Here is a 15,131-nt window from a genome sequence, read left to right as displayed (position 1 = left end):
GCGGCACCGGCGTCGCTCGAGGTGACCGGCAACGCCCCCGGCAACTGGCCCACCGACGCTCGGCTCACCCTGGTGTGGTCTGCCTCCACCGGAGGCGAGCCCGCCGTCAGTTACCGGGTGTACGAGGGCGCGACCGTCGTCGGCGCGACCGACGGGACTCAGCTGACGCTGGCGGTGGGCGGGGCGACCTGGCACACGTACACGGTGGTCGCCGTCGACGCCGCCGGCAACGAGTCGGCGGCCAGTCCGTCGGTGACCGCGCAGGGCATGTTCTACCCGCCGCCGTAAGCAGGCGACGCTGCCCGAGCGGGTTCCGGCCGAGGTTTGGGTACGTGACGGGCAGGTCCCTGCCGCGGCCAGGCTCGGCATCCAGCGCACGTTGCTATCCAGCAGCAAAGTCGTACAAGAATCCGGTACGACAGCGGTACGGGATTCGTGTACCGGCTGGAAGGAGAGCAACCATGTCCATCAGTGCGAGCGAAGCACGGCAGCGCCTGACCGGCACCGCGCAGGTCTGCGAGGTGCCCCCGACGGGGCATGTCACAGACCTGCAAATGGTCGCTGCCCCCGCCGTGGTTGGTGCGGTGCGCAGCCAACTGATGATCTGGTTGAGTACTTCGGGATCAGCGGGAAGCTGTCGAGGATGTATCTCCAGGTCGTCCAGAAGAGCGGGACTGCCGCCGACGATGGCCGCGTACAGGTGGGTGAGGAGGCGGTACGCGTCGTCGCCGTCGCCGTCACGAATGCGCAGGCGAGCGAGGTTGACGACTGGTTCGAGAGCGAAGCGGGCCGTGTAGCCGTCCAGCAGGGCTCGGTTGAGGTAGATGCTCGCGTGGCGGCGGCACCAGGCGCGGGCAAGACGGGGGTCGCCGCAGTCGGAGGCGGCGAGGGCCGCTCCGTTGAACACCATGGACGCCTTGTCCGGATCGCTCTCGCAGTGTGCGGTCTGGGCGAGCCTGACGAGTCGGTCTACCCGAGCGTCCAGTGGTTTGGCGGGCGGTCGTTTGTGGGCAACGAGGTGCGTCCCGGTCGTGCGTGACGTCTTAGCTGCGTTCGTCCCTGGGGCACCAGGGCGGGACAGTGCACTTCCCCGAGCCTGGATGCGGTCAGAAGGAGATCGTGAGGATGGTGTCGGATCGGCTCATGTCGTCGCGTCCGGCGGGTCGGGTTCCTGCGCGGTGGGCGGTGACGGTGGGCTGGTTGGGGCGGTCTGCGGCGTCCCATTGGGCGAGCAGGTTGGTCAGGTCGGTGGCGAGCGTGTTGGCGTCCGGTCCATGGGCGATCGCGCCGAGTTCGTGGTGGCCGTCGCCGGTCTCTTGGAAGGCGAGGTAGGCGATGGTGCCGCCGTGGTAGATGGCGGCACCGGCCCACCGGTAGGCGGGGGTAACCAGTCCGCTGGTGCGGGCGGTGTCGCCGACGCCGAGGCGACCGAACGGCCGGTTGGCGTGCGCGAGGAGCCACAGGTCGAGGTGGCCGACGGGGTCGTCGTCGGTGACCTGGATGCCGGTCCAGCGTTCGAGCCGGGGGTGGCTGAGGGTGCTGGCGAGGGCGGCGCGGTCGGGTTGGTCGGTGGCGTCGAGTTTGAGGACCACGTCGGCGTTGAGGCGTACGTGGTGGTCGGTGTGTTCGGCGCTGCCGCGCATGGGGACGAATCCGCAGACCAGCGGCGTCGTGGTGCTCACCAACTGGTGGGGGCTGGTGCGGTCGAAGGCGAAGCACCGGGTCAGGCCGCTCTCGTGCACGCGCAGGGGCACGACGATGCGGCCGTGGTCGGCGAGTTGTTCCCACCAGGCAGCGGAGATATCCCAGGCTCCGGCTGTGACGATGATCCGGTCGTAGGGCGAATGATCGGAGTCGCCGAGGGCTCCGTCGCCGCAGATCACCTCGACGGTGTCGTAGCCGGCGCGGTCGAGGCCGGCGCGGGCGCCGTCGGCGAGGTCCTGGTCGAGTTCGATGGTGACGACCGTGCCGCCGGGGTTGGTCAGCTCGGCGAGCAGGGCGGCGTTGATGCCGGTGGCCGCGCCGATCTCCAGGACGCGGTGGCCGGGTTGTGGGGCGAGTTGTTCGAGCATGTCCGCGACGAGGCTGGGGCTCGACGCGGACGACAACGCAGCACCGCTGGGGTTCCGGCTGGTGACGATCTGGCGGCGGGTGTACACGGTTTCCAGGTCGACGCCGGGGAGGAACTGCTCGCGGGGGACCGTACGGAATGCGTGCGCGACGGGGGCGGAGCGGATGTGGCCGCGCTGTTCGAGCGTGCTGACGAGTTGTTCGCGCAGCGTCGCGGCACTCGACGTTCCCGATGCGGTTTGGGATGTGTTCACTGCGTTGACCCTACTTCCGATCTTGGCGGCGGGTTGATAGCCGGATGGGGTGTCGAACGGGTAGTGGAAGGTGACGGTCACGGCCGCCGTCGCGAGCAGCCAGGTGCCGGCGCGAGGCGAGAAGCCGCCAGACGCCGCACTGTCCGGAGAATTCCAGTCCGGCTGCGCGCATGAGGCGAGTGGCGAGTAGGACGCCGAATCCACGCCGATGGGTGCCGCCGGCGGTGGCGAGGCGGCCGAGGACATGGCGGCTGTCGGAGTGGAAGAGGGTGCGGGCGATCGTCATGGCCTGGTCCCCGCCGAAGGCGTACGCCTCGGGCCGGTAGACGGGCTCGGTGACACTGCGGATGCGGTCGTCGTCGGTGATGGAGGCGAGGAGGGCATCAACCTGGGCGAGCCGGTCGCCGGGCAGTAGTCGCAGCCGCCACGTCTCGCTATTACGGATGAACCAGAAGGCGATGGCCAGGGGGCATTAGCTCGGCAACATCGACGGAGAGTGCGATAGGTGCCCCGACGTACGCCTCTGCCAGCTGTACCCGTCCGGGCGGGCGTGGCCAGGGCACGCCGTCCGGGCATACCGCGCATTGCCAGGATGGTCGGTGCGGCTCGTGGACAGGTTCGCCGCGATAGCCGGTTCATGGCAGATAGTGCCGGCCGGCGTTGCCGCCACGCCGCTGCGCTCGGTCCTGACGGGTGGCTGGACGTCGGTCGGGCGGCATGCTTCGGTCGGTGTATCGGCGCTGGCCTGGTACCGGGTATACGACGTCGATCGGCATGTCCTGGCGCTGAAACCACTTTCCGAGTAAGACTCTCCTCCTATGCCATAGGAGGCGGCCAGCCCAGCCGCACCGCAACGGTGATCTGCGGGAGGGCTAGCTAGCGGAAGTAATGCACTTCACTAGCCCACGTTGTTCGACCGGCGCCGACCGCCGTCATCAGGCTGCCCGACGGAGCAGATCGCGGTCTATGGAAAGTTGTTTGCCGATTGCTTGCAAAAAGGATGGCGGACACGCTGGTCGGTGTTACCGGATGCGCATGTAGTCAGGCAGCGATCGTCGCCATGTACTGAACCGCCATGGCGTCGGAACGCATGATGTAGCGGGTCGCTTCGAACGGGAAGCCAGCGGAGTCGAAGGAGGCGTGGAGCAGCACGATCACGGGCACGCCGGGCGGGAGGTTCAGCGCCGCTGCCTCGTGACGGGTCGGGAACCGGGCGGTGACCTGTTCTCTGATTCGTGCTGTCCGGTATCCGAGCCGTTCGAGGGCTGCGAAGGTTCCGCCTGGTCCTAGATCACGATCGGTCGCGAGGGCTGACGTTCCAACGACGCTCGTGGGCAAGTAGGTGTGGCCGAGTTGGACAGGTTCGCCGTCGGCAAGGTACCGGTTCTCTCGGAGAACGACGGCGTCGTCCAGGTTCAGGGAGAGCAGGGCGGCTACGTCGCTCGGCGCTTCCTGGCAGGATACGGCGCGGCATTCGACATGTGGTGCGCGGCCCTGCATGGCGGCCTCGACAGCGAACGGTGTCAGGTCTTGCCGCCGTAGGGAGGCGTACCGGTCTGGTCCGAGCCGTTTGAGCGGTGGCCGGCTGCGGACGAAGACGTCGTAGAGCATGATGGCGACTTGCGCCCACTGGGATTCGTTGACGAGAGCTGGTCCACCCACCGGCGCGGGCCACGTCGGATGCGTTCGCCACGGTTCGACGTCGTGGTCCGGGCCGTCGCCGGACGACCCGGATCGGGACAGGGGTGGCGTTTCCTGGTCGTCCGGGGCGGTGGTCACGAGCCGGATGAGCTGACCTTCGGCGTTGAGGCAGGTGTCCAACGCCTTTACGAGGTGCAGGCTGGGCTGTTTCTTGCCGTTCTCGATCTCCCACAGGTACGAGCGCGAGAAGTACGCCTTCTTCGCCAGGTCCCGGAACGACATCCCGTGTTCCTGCCGGAGTCGGCGCATCAGCCGGACAAAGTCCGGGTCGACGACGATCATCCCCGCTTCCTTCCTGCCGGCAGAGGATCCGGCACGCTGGGCCGGTCGCGTGCGGTTCGGCGCTGCACCAGCGCGACGCCCGCCAGGACCAGGAGCATGCCGAGGACCATGGACGCCGTCACCTGCTCGTCGACGACCAGGGATCCGAGGATCACCGCGACGACCGGCAGCAGGTACGTGACCGTGGACGCGAGGGTAGGGCCGTCGTCGGTGATGAGCCGGTAGTTGAGCACGTAGGCGGCCCCGGTGCCGAGGACACCCAGGATCAGCAGGCTGACCACCGCGTCCAAGCGGAAATCAGGGGCGGTCAGTCCGCCGAGGGGCAGGGCCAGGATCATCAGGATCGTTCCGGCGGCGAGTTGCGTGGCCGACAGCATGATCGGCGGAATTCCCCGGGTGGTGAGGAACCTACCCATGTAGACGTAGGAGACTCCGTAGCTGGCGGACGCCCCCAGGATCGCCAGCCCTCCCCAGCTGGCGACCTGGCTCGCCGACTCCCACGGGGTGAAGATGACCACCGCGCCGACGAAGCCGAGGGTCAGTCCGGCTCCCCGTGACCACGTCGCCGTGCGGTCGGTCCCGACAGCGAAGGCGATCAGCGCCGTCCACAGGGGCGTGGTGGCGTTGAGTACCCCGGCGACACCGGAGTCAACGGTCTGTTCACCGATACCGAACAGGGTGTACGGGATGGCGTTGGCGACCAGCGCCGCGACGAACAGATGCCCCCATGTTGTCCGGTCGGTAGGGAACCGCAGCCCCCGGTGCAGGGCCACGGGGATCAGCACCAGTGCACCGAGGGCCAGACGGACAAGGACGATCTGCACCGGGGTGAAGCCGCGTAGCGCCAGCTTGATCCAGAGAAATCCTGACCCCCACAGGAACGCGAGCATCACCAGCCGGACGAGACTGCCTCGACTCATCAGACGGTCCTGTCAGTCCTCTACGGGCATGTCGTAGTCCAGGCCGTTCAGGTCACCGCGCATCACGAACCTGGTGACCTCGAACGGGGTGTGCTGCTCGTCGAAGCTGGTGTGCAGCACCTCGATGACCGGGACGCCGGGCGGCATCCCCAACCCGGTCGACTCATCGTGGTACGGCATCCTCGCCGAGATCTCCTCGCGGATGCGGGTGATCCGGTGGCCGAGTTCTTCGAACCTGGCGTAGATGCTGCCCTTGCCGAGGGTCCGCTCGGCCGCCAGTGGCGATCCGCCGGCGACGTCGACGGGGATGTAGGTCACGCCCACCTGCACCGGCTCGTCATCGGCGAAGTACCAGTTCTCCCGCCGGATGACGGTCGCGGTGCTCGCGTCGACGCCGAGGCGTTCGGCGACGTCCGGCGGAGGCTGGTCGCGGGTGACCGACCGGCATTCGGTCTGGGGAACGCGGCCCTGTTTCGTGACCTCGACGCGGAACGGCGACAGTCCCGTTTCGTCACGGAGCCGGCGGGAGTAGCGGTTGGCTCCGAGGCGCATCAGGGGCCGGTTGGGGCGGACGTAGACGCCGCGCCCGTGCTGCGCGACGACCAGGCCCTCCCCTTGCAGGATGCTGATCGCTTCCCTGGCGGTGTTGCGTGCCGTGCCGTAGCAGGCGGCAAGGTCCCGCTCCGATGGCAGCTTGTCACCAGATGCCAACTCGCCCGCCTGGATGCTCAGGCGCAGGTCATCGGCTATCCGTCGGCTGGGTGGTCGCTTGTCGACGCTGGTCGGCTCGTCCATGTCTGCCTGCCCGTCACTGGTGGTCCCATCACCTCCCATCCTACCGCAACTGGCTCAAGCCAGTACTTGACAAGCGTTCGCCACGCTCCCCAAACTGGCTCAAGCCAGTTACTTCACTTCTGAGGCTAGGAGTACGGCAGCGCATCGAACGGGCGCTGGGCCACGGCTGAGACCGTGCCGAACTTCGGCACGTATTCGGCACAGATGCTCGCCAAGGGCCGGTGACGGCCGGACACAGCCGGACAGACGATGAAGGTCGCTGACTGGGCTTGCTCTGGTCAGCGGCCTTGTCGTGCAGGTCAGGAAGGGTGCCCCCGGCAGGATTCGAACCTGCGCTCCCGCCTCCGGAGGGCGGTGCTCTATCCCCTGAGCTACGGGGGCTCAGCGACCCAGGAAGATTAGCAAACCCAGGACCGGGTCGCCGAATCGGTATCCGCCGTGTCCGGTCCCAACCGGCGCGGTGGTCCGGTCGCCCGCCGGGATGCGAGAGTTGCTCAGGCTGGCCGGGCCGGGCGGGCGCAGCTCGGCAGCAGGTGCGTGACGATGGTCCGAGGTAGCCGGCGGGGCAGCTCGGAGCTGGCCCAGGAGCCGTCCACCACGAGATGCACCCCGCGCCGGTCCGGTCCGCACAGCCGCAGCAGGAACTCGCGCGGCAGCGGCGGATCGACCGACGGGGTCAGGACCATGAACCGGGTCTGGCCGCGTACCGAGGCGGCCGACAGCACGTCGGCGGCCGGGGTGGTCCCGTGCAACCGGGTCCGCCCGAGCCACCACAGGTCCGTCCGGTGCTCCCGGGCCGCCCGCAGCACCGTCGGGTAGACCCGCTCCACCCACTCGTTGACCGCGTCGACGCAGAGCCCGCAAGCGCGTTGCTCCGGCTGCCGGGGCGCCAGCCCCCAGGCGTCCAGATAGTGACCGACGTCGGTCGGGCTCAGCGTCAGCCCGAACCGCCGCTCGATCAGCGTCGCGACGGTACGCCGGCTCCACAGTTCGTCGTCCAGCGCGTGGTCCTCCGGCCATCGGCCCCGCAACAGGTCGATCAGCTTGAGTTCCTGCTCCGGTGTCAGCCCGCCAGCGTCACCGGTGGGTGATCCGCGACGGCGGGCCGCCACCGCGCCGTCACCGCCGAGCGTGTGCCGTCGGCACCAGCTCGTGATCGATCTCCGAGTATCGCTAAGAAGTGCCCCCACGCTAGGACCAACGAGGCTGTATCAGGACGGTAGCGATATCTGGCTAGAAAACGTCTGGAACCGTAGAGTCCGGCAAAGCGGCTTAAGTAGGTTTATAGTCTATAATGGGAGTATTGTCATGATCCGTCCTTCCGGCATCTCGGCTCCGAGGGGCTGTGTACTCCTCGGAAGGATGCTCAACCATCGAAGGCATGGGAGAGTGCACGGACCGCGCGGCGGTCAGGCACCGGCCGGTACCAGCGGCCTGGCGCGCGAACCGCCGCGCGGTGTGAAGATCAGGCGTAGATCGTGTAGGCCGGGCTGTCGGATGTGACGTGCGGCATCCCGTTGTACTGGTAAATAGTGACCCTGCTCCGGATGGTCTTGTAGCTAGGCGGCGTGCTTGAGACGGACTGGTACCAGCAGCACCAGCGTCCCGAACTGGTCAGGCGTGCCTGGTCGACCTTCTGGTGCCAGGTGCCGTTGACCTGGATCCACACCGAGTAGTAGTAGTAGCTGCTGTCGGGGGTCCGGTTGAAGTAGAAGTCGGCTCGTGCGTTGCTGCCGTACGAGCCGTGGTCGATGCACGCCGAGACCGTCGGGTGGGCCGGGGCGCAGCCGCCGACGGCGAGCGCTGGTGACGCGGCGATCACGGTTGTGCCGCCCACGACGAGTGCGATCACAGCGAGGTGCCGGCCCAATTTTTTGATCATGCTGGTTCCCTTCGACTAGCCACTGCCTGCATCGGGACTCTCGGTCGATCGTCCCTAGAGGAGTCTGTCGGAGTCGGCTGCGCGGTTGCTATGCGTTCGCTATGCGCGATCATCCGGGTACCCGGGTGGTGGCCTGCCTGTCGTGCGGGAAAGTGGTCGACATCGATGACGCGCTACTCTGGCCTTTGTAATGTGAGAACGTGATCACTTCGGGCTACGGGGGCAGGATGAAGTGGAAACTTCTGGGGCCGGTAGAGGTATACAGGGCCGACCGACAGGTGCACCGTATCCGGCCCCGACAGCGAGCTGTGCTCGCTTATCTGCTGCTCAACGCCAACCGGGTGGTCTCCACTGACCAGGTAATCGATGCCGTGTGGGCACATACCCAACCGCGGAGTGCCCGGCTACAGGTGCAGGCGTGCGTCTCCGCACTCCGGCGGGCCATCGCGGCCAACCCGGCGGACGGACCGCTGGTCAGCGAGGCCGGCGGCTACCGAATGGCGGTGGCGAACGGCGAGCTGGACCATGAGGATTTCGTCCAACGGGTCAGCCACGCCCGGTCGTCCCACTACGCCGGGCGGTCCGAGGAGGCAGCCGACCAGCTCCGTTCGGCACTGGTGCTGTGGCGGGGAGCGCCGCTCGGCGGCGCCAACGGCGCCTTCGTCGCAGCTGCTTCTGCGGCCCTGGAGCAACAGCGCCTGGCGGCAATCGAGGACTTGGCGGACATCGAGTTGAGTCTCGGCCGGCACGCCTCTCTCGTCCCGGAGCTGTCCGCGTTGGTCAGTGCGAATCCGCTTCGGGAGCGTCTGGCGGCGCAGTTGGTCCTCGCTCTGGCCGGGGCCGGTCAGCAGGTGCAGGCCCTAAAGGTCTACCAGGAAGTGAAGTCCCGGCTCGCAGAGGAGTTGGGTCTGGAGCCCGGGTCGGGACTGAGCGCCGCCCACCTGAGTGTGCTGCGCCAGGAGATCCCCGGAAGGCGGCGAGACGGCAGCGCGCCAACGTCGCCGGTGCGGATCGACGGTTGGCAAACCTTGCTCTGAGCGTAGGACTGGTCGGCGGCGGCAGCCACTGCCCGGCGGACCAGTGGCCGCCAGCCTCGCGTCTACCCGGAGTACCTGTCGCTCAGCCGTTAGGCTCCTGGAGCTTGCGCAGCTCGTTGATCTCCTTCTGCTGCGCCTGTTTCATCGCCTCAGCCATTCGGACCACCTCCGCGCGGTCGGAGGCATCCAGCACACCATCGGCCATGTGGACGCCGCCGATGTGGTGCTTGATCATTAGCTCGATGAACAGGCGGTCGACCTCGGCGCCCTCTGCCTCGTACAACCGGATGATCTCCTCGCGGGTGGCCATGCCGGGCATCAACCCGTTCGCGTCCACCCCCACGCCATCGGGCATCCACTCCATGGCCGGACGGGAGCCGGTCGGCAACAGGTCCCACTCCTGCAACCAGCGCTGCATATGACCGATCTGGGCCTGCTGGGTCAGGGCCATGTCGTAGCCGAGCTGCCTGATCGCCGGATCCTGCCCCTTGGCGTACGCGACCATTGCCATCTCCACCGCCTGTGCGTGGTGGCGGGACATGTCCCGAGCGAAACCAGCCTCGGCCGAGTTTTCGCCCGGGGTGCGCCCGGCGGCCAACGTCGCGACCGTCCAGCCGACGCCGAGCAGCAGCAACGCGGCCATGGCCAGGGTCAGGTATCGCAGCGTCCGGGAGGCCGGGCGAGGTTCCGCCGCCGCCTCCGTCCGCTCCGACACCGGCGGTTTCTGCGCTGTGGTGGGCATATCAGCCGCCCATCGACGGTTGCATCTCGCGCGGCTCGGTGCCGATGCCGGTGGTGTAGTTGCCGGACGAGCAGGGCACGCCCGGCTCCATCGAGGCGTTCTGCGCCAGCACGGTGGCGAATTCCTTGATCCGTGGGTCGTCGGCGTTGTCGACCTTGAGCTGATACCCCCACGCCTGGATGGAGATCGGGCGGTCGAGGCCCTCGTACGGGCTCATCAGCATGAAGTCGTTGCCGCGGATCACGCTGGCCAGCTGCTCCACGTCGGCCGCCGGCAGGTCCGGACGGTAGGTGAGCCAGACCGCACCGTGCTCCAGGCTGTGCAGCGCGTGCTCGTTGGCGATCGGCGCGTCGTAGACGTCGCCGAGGCAGCGCTGCCAGGTGTTGTTGTGCGGGCCGCCGACTGGCGGACTATGCGGATATTCGATCTTGCCGGACCGGTGCTCCTGGTTGCTGATGCTCTCCGGGTCCGTCTCGCGGAAGTTGACGATGCCTTCGATGCCGGCGGCGCGGTCCTGCCAAGAGCGGGCATTTTGGGATACGGCGTAGGCCCCGTACCCGATGATCGCGGTGGCCAGCACCCCGACGCCGACCATCAGCGCAATCGGCCCCCAATTGCGCTCCTGGGTGACCTTGACCGGTTTGAGCGGCTTGCGGCCGCCCTTGCCGGCCTTGCCGCTGGTCTTGCCGCCAGCGGTCCGGGCGGCCGTGGCACCACCGCCCCGGCCGCTCGCCGGTTTGCCCTTCGCCGGCTTGCCCGCGGCCTTATCGTCGGTCCGGGGCTTGCCGCCGGCCGCCGGCTTGCCGGTGCTGACCACGGAGGGGTTGCGGTTGTCGCCACCCTGGGTGCTGATGCTCATGGTGTGGTGCCTCGTCAGGTCGGTCGGTCAAGGGGCATTCAGCGGGGACACAGCAGGTGAGGGTCGCCGCCAAGGCCACGAGTCTACCCCCGGTAACATGCTTTGGTGACTCCCGCCAATCTCGCTGAGCTCGTCCGCGCCGCGGCCCGGTCGGTCTTCGTCGACCGTGACCTCGATCTATCCTTACTCCCCGACGTGGTCACCGTCGAGCGTCCGCGCAACCCAGACCACGGCGACTACGCCTCGAACCTGGCGTTGCAACTGGCGAAGCGGGTCGGCACCGCCCCACGTGAGCTGGCCGCCGCGCTGGCCGGCGCGCTCAGCGAGGCCGACGGGATTGCCTCGGTGGAGATCGCCGGGCCGGGCTTCCTGAACATCCGACTCGACTCGGCCGCCGCCGGGGCGCTGGCCCGCACCGTGGTCCTGGCCGGCCGGGAGTACGGCCACAGCACCCGCCTGACCGGCCGCCGGCTCAACCTGGAGTTCGTCTCGGCCAACCCGACCGGCCCGGTGCACCTCGGTGGCACCCGCTGGGCGGCCGTCGGTGACGCGCTCGCCCGGATCCTGCGGGCCACCGGGGCCGACGTCGGCACCGAGTACTACTTCAACGACGCCGGCTCCCAGATCGACCGGTTCGCCAACTCACTGCTCGCCGCCGCGCGGGGCGAGGCGGCGCCCGAGGACGGGTACGGCGGGGCGTACATCGCCGACATCGCCGGTGCCGTGGCCGCCAAACACCCCGAGGTCCGTGACCTCGACGACGACGCCGCCCGGGAGCTGTTCCGGGTCGAGGGCGTGGCGTTGATGTTCGACGAGATCAAGGCGTCGCTGGCCGGGTTCGGGGTGCACTTCGACACGTACTTCAACGAGAAGGACCTGCACGCCCGGGGCGAGCTGGAGCTGGCGTTGACCCGGCTGGGCGAGCAGGGGCGCACCTACCAGCGCGACGGCGCGACCTGGCTGCGCAGCACCGACTTCGGCGACGACAAGGACCGGGTGCTGCGCAAGTCCAACGGCGAATGGACCTACTTCGCCGCCGACTGCGCCTACTACCTGGACAAGCGGGAGCGCGGCTTCGACCAGGTCGTGATCATGCTCGGTGCCGACCACCACGGCTACATCGGCCGGCTGCGGGCGATGGCGGCCTGCTTCGGCGACGACCCGGATCAGACCCTGGAGATCCTGATCGGGCAGCTGGTGAACCTGGTGCGCGAGGGGACGCCGGTGCGGATGTCCAAGCGGGCCGGCACCGTGGTCACCCTGGAGGACCTGGTCGAGGCGATCGGCGTGGACGCCGCCCGGTACGCGCTGGCCCGCTACTCGTCCGACTCGCCGATCGACATCGACGTGGAGCGGTGGACCCGGGCCAAGAACGACAACCCGGTCTTCTACGTGCAGTACGTCGCCGCCCGGACCGCCAGCGTGGCCCGCAACGCCGCCGAAGTGGGGCTGACCCGGGGCGAAGCGGACGAATTCCGGCCCGAGCTGCTCGACCATGAGAAGGAGAACGAGCTGCTCAAGGCGCTCGGCGAGTTCCCCGCCGTGGTCGCCTCCGCCGCTGAGCTGCGCGAGCCGCACCGGATCGCCCGCTACCTTGAGGAGCTGGCCGGGGCGTACCACCGGTTCTACGACAAGTGCCGGATCATGCCGCTCGGCGACGAGGAGATCACCGACCGGCACCGGGCCCGGCTGTGGCTCAACGACGCGACCCGTACGGTGATCGCCAACGGCCTCGACCTGCTCGGCGTCTCGGCGCCCGAGCGGATGTGACCCCGGCCGACGTACCCAGACCCAGATCCATGAACGACGAAGGACGGTAGCGCCGTGCGCGCACACGAGGCCGGGGCCCTGCACGGTGACCTCGGCAGCCGGGGGCCGGGCTGGCTGCGTACCCCCGATGACGTCAACATCCTGCTGCCGCAGCTGTGGCCGCGGACGGTGACCCGGGCGGACGCCGGGGCGATCACCGTCGGCGGCCGGGACGTGCGGGAGCTGGCCGCCGAGTACGGCACCCCGGCGTACCTGCTCGACGAGGACGACCTGCGGGCCCGCTGCCGCGACTTCCGGGCCGCCTTCGCCGGCCAGGACGTCTACTACGCCGGCAAGGCGTTCCTGTGCCGGGCGGTGGTGCGGATCATCGCCGAGGAGGGCCTGCACCTGGATGTCTGCACCGGCGGTGAGCTGGCCGTCGCGCTGTCGGCCGGGATGCCGCCGGAGCGGATCGGCCTGCACGGCAACAACAAGAGCGTCGCCGAGCTGACCCGGGCCCTCGACGCCGGGGTGGGTCGGATCATCGTCGACTCGTTCGACGAGATCGACCGGCTGACCACCCTGGCCCGTGACCGGGGGGTCCGGCCGAAGGTGCTGGTCCGGGTCACCGTCGGGGTCGAGGCGCACACCCACGAGTTCATCGCCACCGCCCACGAGGACCAGAAGTTCGGCTTCTCGCTGGCCGGCGGCGCGGCGTTCGAGGCGGCCGCCCGGATTCTCGACGAGGGTGTGCTGGAGCTGCGTGGGCTGCACTCGCACATCGGTTCGCAGATCTTCGACGCCGGCGGCTTCGAGGTGTCCGCGCGGCGGGTGCTGGCGTTGCAGGCGCAGATCCGCGACGCACGCGGCGTCGAGCTGCCCGAGCTGGACCTCGGCGGCGGGTTCGGCATCGCCTACACCACCCAGGACGACCCGGCGCCGGCCCACGACCTGGCCAAGCGGATGAACAAGATCGTGGACAGCGAGTGCGAGGCTTTGCGGCTGGCCGTGCCGCACGTTTCGGTCGAGCCGGGCCGGGCGATCATCGGACCGGCGGTGTTCACCCTCTACCAGGTCGGGACGGTCAAGGACGTCGACGGCATCCGAAGCTACGTCAGCGTCGACGGCGGGATGAGCGACAACATCCGGACCGCACTGTACGACGCCTCCTACTCGGCGACGGTGGCCTCCCGGGCGTCGACGGCGGCGCCGATCCTCGCCCGCGTCGTGGGAAAGCATTGTGAGTCCGGGGACATCGTGGTGAAGGATGAATTCCTGCCCGCCGACGTGCAGCCGGGAGATCTTCTCGCGGTGCCGGGCACGGGGGCGTACTGCCGGAGCATGGCGAGCAACTACAACCATGTGCCCCGGCCGCCGGTGATCGCGGTCCGTGACGGAGCGGCCCGGGTGATCGTCCGTCGGGAGACCGAGGCCGATCTGCTGGCACTGGACGTGGGATAGCGCCGCAGGCGCCGGGACGACGTGGATAGCGCGCTTGCTGCGCGGTCGCGAGGTGTGGGGTGAGCATGGGTAAGCCGGTACGGCTGGCGTTGCTGGGCTGCGGCACGGTGGGCTCCGAGGTGGTGCGGCTGCTGCACGAGCAGGCCGCCGACCTCGCCGCCCGGGTCGGGGCACCGATCGAGATCGCCGGCATCGCCGTCCGGCGGCCCAACCGGACCCGGGGCGACCTGCCGGTCGACCCGGCGCTGTTCACCACCGACGCGCTGGGCCTGGTCAAGCGGGACGACGTCGACGTGGTGGTCGAGGTGGTCGGCGGCATCGAACCGGCCCGGACCTGGCTGGTCGAGGCGCTGCGCAGCGGCAAGAGCGCGGTCACCGCCAACAAGGCGCTGCTCGCCGAGGACGGCGGCACCCTGCACGACGCCGCCGCCGAGGGCGGTGCCGACCTGTTCTACGAGGCGTCGGTGGCCGGTGCCATCCCGCTGCTGCGTCCGTTGCGCGATTCGCTGCACGGTGACTCGATCACCCGGGTCACCGGCATCGTCAACGGCACCACCAACTTCATCCTCTCCGCGATGGACGCCACCGGGGCCGGGTTCACCGAGGCGTTGGAGGAGGCGACCGCGCTCGGGTACGCCGAGGCCGACCCGACCGCCGACGTGGAGGGGTTCGACGCCGCGGCCAAGGCCGCCATCCTGGCCTCGCTGGCCTTCCACACCCGGGTCGGCGCCGACGACGTGCACCGCGAGGGGATCACCGAGGTCAGCGCCGCCGACATGGCCAGCGCCAAGGCGATGGGCTGCACCATCAAGCTGCTCTGCATCGCCGAGCGTGGCCCGGGTGCCGACGGTGCCGAGTCGGTCAGCGTCCGGGTGCATCCGGCGATGATCCCGCGCAGCCACCCGCTGGCCAGCGTCGGCGACGCGTTCAACGCGGTCTTCGTCGAGGCGGTCGCGGCCGGGCAGCTGATGTTCTACGGGCGGGGTGCCGGCGGGGCGCCGACCGCCAGCGCGGTGCTCGGCGACATCGTCGCGGTGGCCCGCAACCGGCTCGCCGGGGTGCACACGGCCAGTGAGTCCGCCTACGCCGACCTGCCGATCCGGCCGATGGGGGAGGCGGTCACCCGCTACCACATCAGCCTCGACGTGGCCGACCGGGCCGGTGTGCTGGCCGCCGTCGCCGGGGTGTTCGCCCGGCACGACGTGTCGATCGCCACCGTGCGCCAGTCCGGCCGGGACACCGACGCCAGCCTGGTGATCGTCACCCACCGGGCGCCGGACGCCGCCCTCGCGGCCACCGTCGGGGAGCTGCGCGGCCTGGACGTCGTCCGTTCCATCGCCAGTGTGCTGCGGGTCGAGGGCGGCCAGTAGTCGCCGGTA

15 protein-coding genes, 1 tRNA gene and 1 pseudogene are annotated in these 15,131 nt (G+C 69.2%); 7 read left to right on the top strand and 10 right to left on the bottom strand.

Annotated features, from left to right (window positions below):
* Both ACFHWT_RS04845 and ACFHWT_RS04840 read left to right on the top strand, forming a co-directional pair.
* Positions 1 to 288, top strand: a pseudogene (locus tag ACFHWT_RS04845) (hypothetical protein); the annotation flags it as partial.
* A gap of 355 nt (positions 289 to 643) precedes the next feature.
* Positions 644 to 1,039 (top strand): hypothetical protein, encoded by a 396-nt coding sequence (locus ACFHWT_RS04840; protein WP_416593337.1) that lies wholly within the window; start codon positions 644 to 646, stop codon positions 1,037 to 1,039.
* A 67-nt stretch (positions 1,040 to 1,106) separates the two neighbouring features.
* Here the strand turns inward: ACFHWT_RS04840 and fxlM are convergent, their stop codons facing one another.
* Together fxlM and ACFHWT_RS04830 are read right to left on the bottom strand one after the other, a co-directional pair.
* Complete coding sequence (gene fxlM, locus ACFHWT_RS04835; protein ID WP_416593336.1) at positions 1,107 to 2,324, bottom strand: methyltransferase, FxLD system; 1,218 nt, start codon at positions 2,322 to 2,324, stop codon at positions 1,107 to 1,109.
* A 10-nt stretch (positions 2,325 to 2,334) separates the two neighbouring features.
* Positions 2,335 to 2,736, bottom strand: a complete 402-nt coding sequence (locus ACFHWT_RS04830) for a thiopeptide-type bacteriocin biosynthesis protein (RefSeq protein WP_416593347.1) — start codon at positions 2,734 to 2,736, stop codon at positions 2,335 to 2,337.
* A 187-nt stretch (positions 2,737 to 2,923) separates the two neighbouring features.
* Here ACFHWT_RS04830 and ACFHWT_RS04825 point away from each other — a divergent pair, with 187 nt between their 5' ends.
* Positions 2,924 to 3,130, top strand: a complete 207-nt coding sequence (locus ACFHWT_RS04825; protein ID WP_416593335.1) for a hypothetical protein — start codon at positions 2,924 to 2,926, stop codon at positions 3,128 to 3,130.
* 235 nt (positions 3,131 to 3,365) lie between these two features.
* Here ACFHWT_RS04825 and ACFHWT_RS04820 read toward each other — a convergent pair whose 3' ends face one another.
* From ACFHWT_RS04820 to ACFHWT_RS04795, 6 genes are all read right to left on the bottom strand, one after another.
* On the bottom strand, positions 3,366 to 4,307 hold the full coding sequence (locus ACFHWT_RS04820) for a UTRA domain-containing protein (RefSeq protein ID WP_416593334.1): 942 nt from the start codon (positions 4,305 to 4,307) through the stop codon (positions 3,366 to 3,368).
* Entirely contained in the window at positions 4,304 to 5,227 is a 924-nt protein-coding gene (locus ACFHWT_RS04815; protein ID WP_416593333.1) for a DMT family transporter, read from the bottom strand. The genes ACFHWT_RS04820 and ACFHWT_RS04815 overlap by 4 nt, the downstream gene beginning before the upstream one ends.
* A gap of 12 nt (positions 5,228 to 5,239) precedes the next feature.
* Positions 5,240 to 6,022 carry a GntR family transcriptional regulator gene (locus ACFHWT_RS04810; RefSeq protein WP_416593332.1) on the bottom strand — a complete coding sequence of 261 codons (783 nt, stop codon included), beginning with the start codon at positions 6,020 to 6,022 and terminating at the stop codon, positions 5,240 to 5,242.
* 309 nt (positions 6,023 to 6,331) lie between these two features.
* Positions 6,332 to 6,403, bottom strand: a tRNA-Arg gene (locus ACFHWT_RS04805).
* A gap of 113 nt (positions 6,404 to 6,516) precedes the next feature.
* On the bottom strand, positions 6,517 to 7,212 hold the full coding sequence (locus ACFHWT_RS04800; protein ID WP_416593331.1) for a winged helix-turn-helix domain-containing protein: 696 nt from the start codon (positions 7,210 to 7,212) through the stop codon (positions 6,517 to 6,519).
* A 275-nt stretch (positions 7,213 to 7,487) separates the two neighbouring features.
* Positions 7,488 to 7,904, bottom strand: coding sequence for a hypothetical protein (locus tag ACFHWT_RS04795; protein WP_416593330.1), 417 nt, complete (start codon positions 7,902 to 7,904; stop codon positions 7,488 to 7,490).
* A gap of 227 nt (positions 7,905 to 8,131) precedes the next feature.
* Between ACFHWT_RS04795 and ACFHWT_RS04790 the strand changes: the two genes are divergently transcribed.
* Positions 8,132 to 8,941 carry an AfsR/SARP family transcriptional regulator gene (locus ACFHWT_RS04790; RefSeq protein ID WP_416593329.1) on the top strand — a complete coding sequence of 270 codons (810 nt, stop codon included), beginning with the start codon at positions 8,132 to 8,134 and terminating at the stop codon, positions 8,939 to 8,941.
* A gap of 82 nt (positions 8,942 to 9,023) precedes the next feature.
* On the opposite strand, the gene ACFHWT_RS04785 is transcribed toward ACFHWT_RS04790, so the two are convergent.
* The gene (locus ACFHWT_RS04785; protein ID WP_416593328.1) at positions 9,024 to 9,683 is read right to left on the bottom strand and encodes a DUF305 domain-containing protein; all 660 of its coding nucleotides are present in this window, start codon (positions 9,681 to 9,683) and stop codon (positions 9,024 to 9,026) included.
* A 1-nt stretch (position 9,684) separates the two neighbouring features.
* Positions 9,685 to 10,542, bottom strand: a complete 858-nt coding sequence (locus tag ACFHWT_RS04780) for a DUF3105 domain-containing protein (RefSeq protein WP_416593327.1) — start codon at positions 10,540 to 10,542, stop codon at positions 9,685 to 9,687.
* A gap of 105 nt (positions 10,543 to 10,647) precedes the next feature.
* Between ACFHWT_RS04780 and argS the strand changes: the two genes are divergently transcribed.
* From argS to ACFHWT_RS04765, 3 genes are all read left to right on the top strand, one after another.
* On the top strand, positions 10,648 to 12,312 hold the full coding sequence (gene argS / locus ACFHWT_RS04775) for an arginine--tRNA ligase (protein ID WP_416593326.1): 1,665 nt from the start codon (positions 10,648 to 10,650) through the stop codon (positions 12,310 to 12,312).
* Positions 12,313 to 12,366: 54 nt separating this feature from the next.
* On the top strand, positions 12,367 to 13,752 hold the full coding sequence (gene lysA / locus ACFHWT_RS04770; RefSeq protein WP_416593325.1) for a diaminopimelate decarboxylase: 1,386 nt from the start codon (positions 12,367 to 12,369) through the stop codon (positions 13,750 to 13,752).
* Positions 13,753 to 13,817: 65 nt separating this feature from the next.
* Positions 13,818 to 15,122, top strand: a complete 1,305-nt coding sequence (locus ACFHWT_RS04765) for a homoserine dehydrogenase (RefSeq protein WP_416593346.1) — start codon at positions 13,818 to 13,820, stop codon at positions 15,120 to 15,122.
* Positions 15,123 to 15,131: the final 9 nt, after the last annotated feature.

Source organism: Micromonospora sp. LOL_021 (genome assembly GCF_048060215.1).
Taxonomy (GTDB): domain Bacteria; phylum Actinomycetota; class Actinomycetes; order Mycobacteriales; family Micromonosporaceae; genus Micromonospora_E.
The sequence above is the reverse complement of the archived record's forward strand: the minus strand, read 5'-3'. Positions and strand labels throughout refer to the sequence as shown.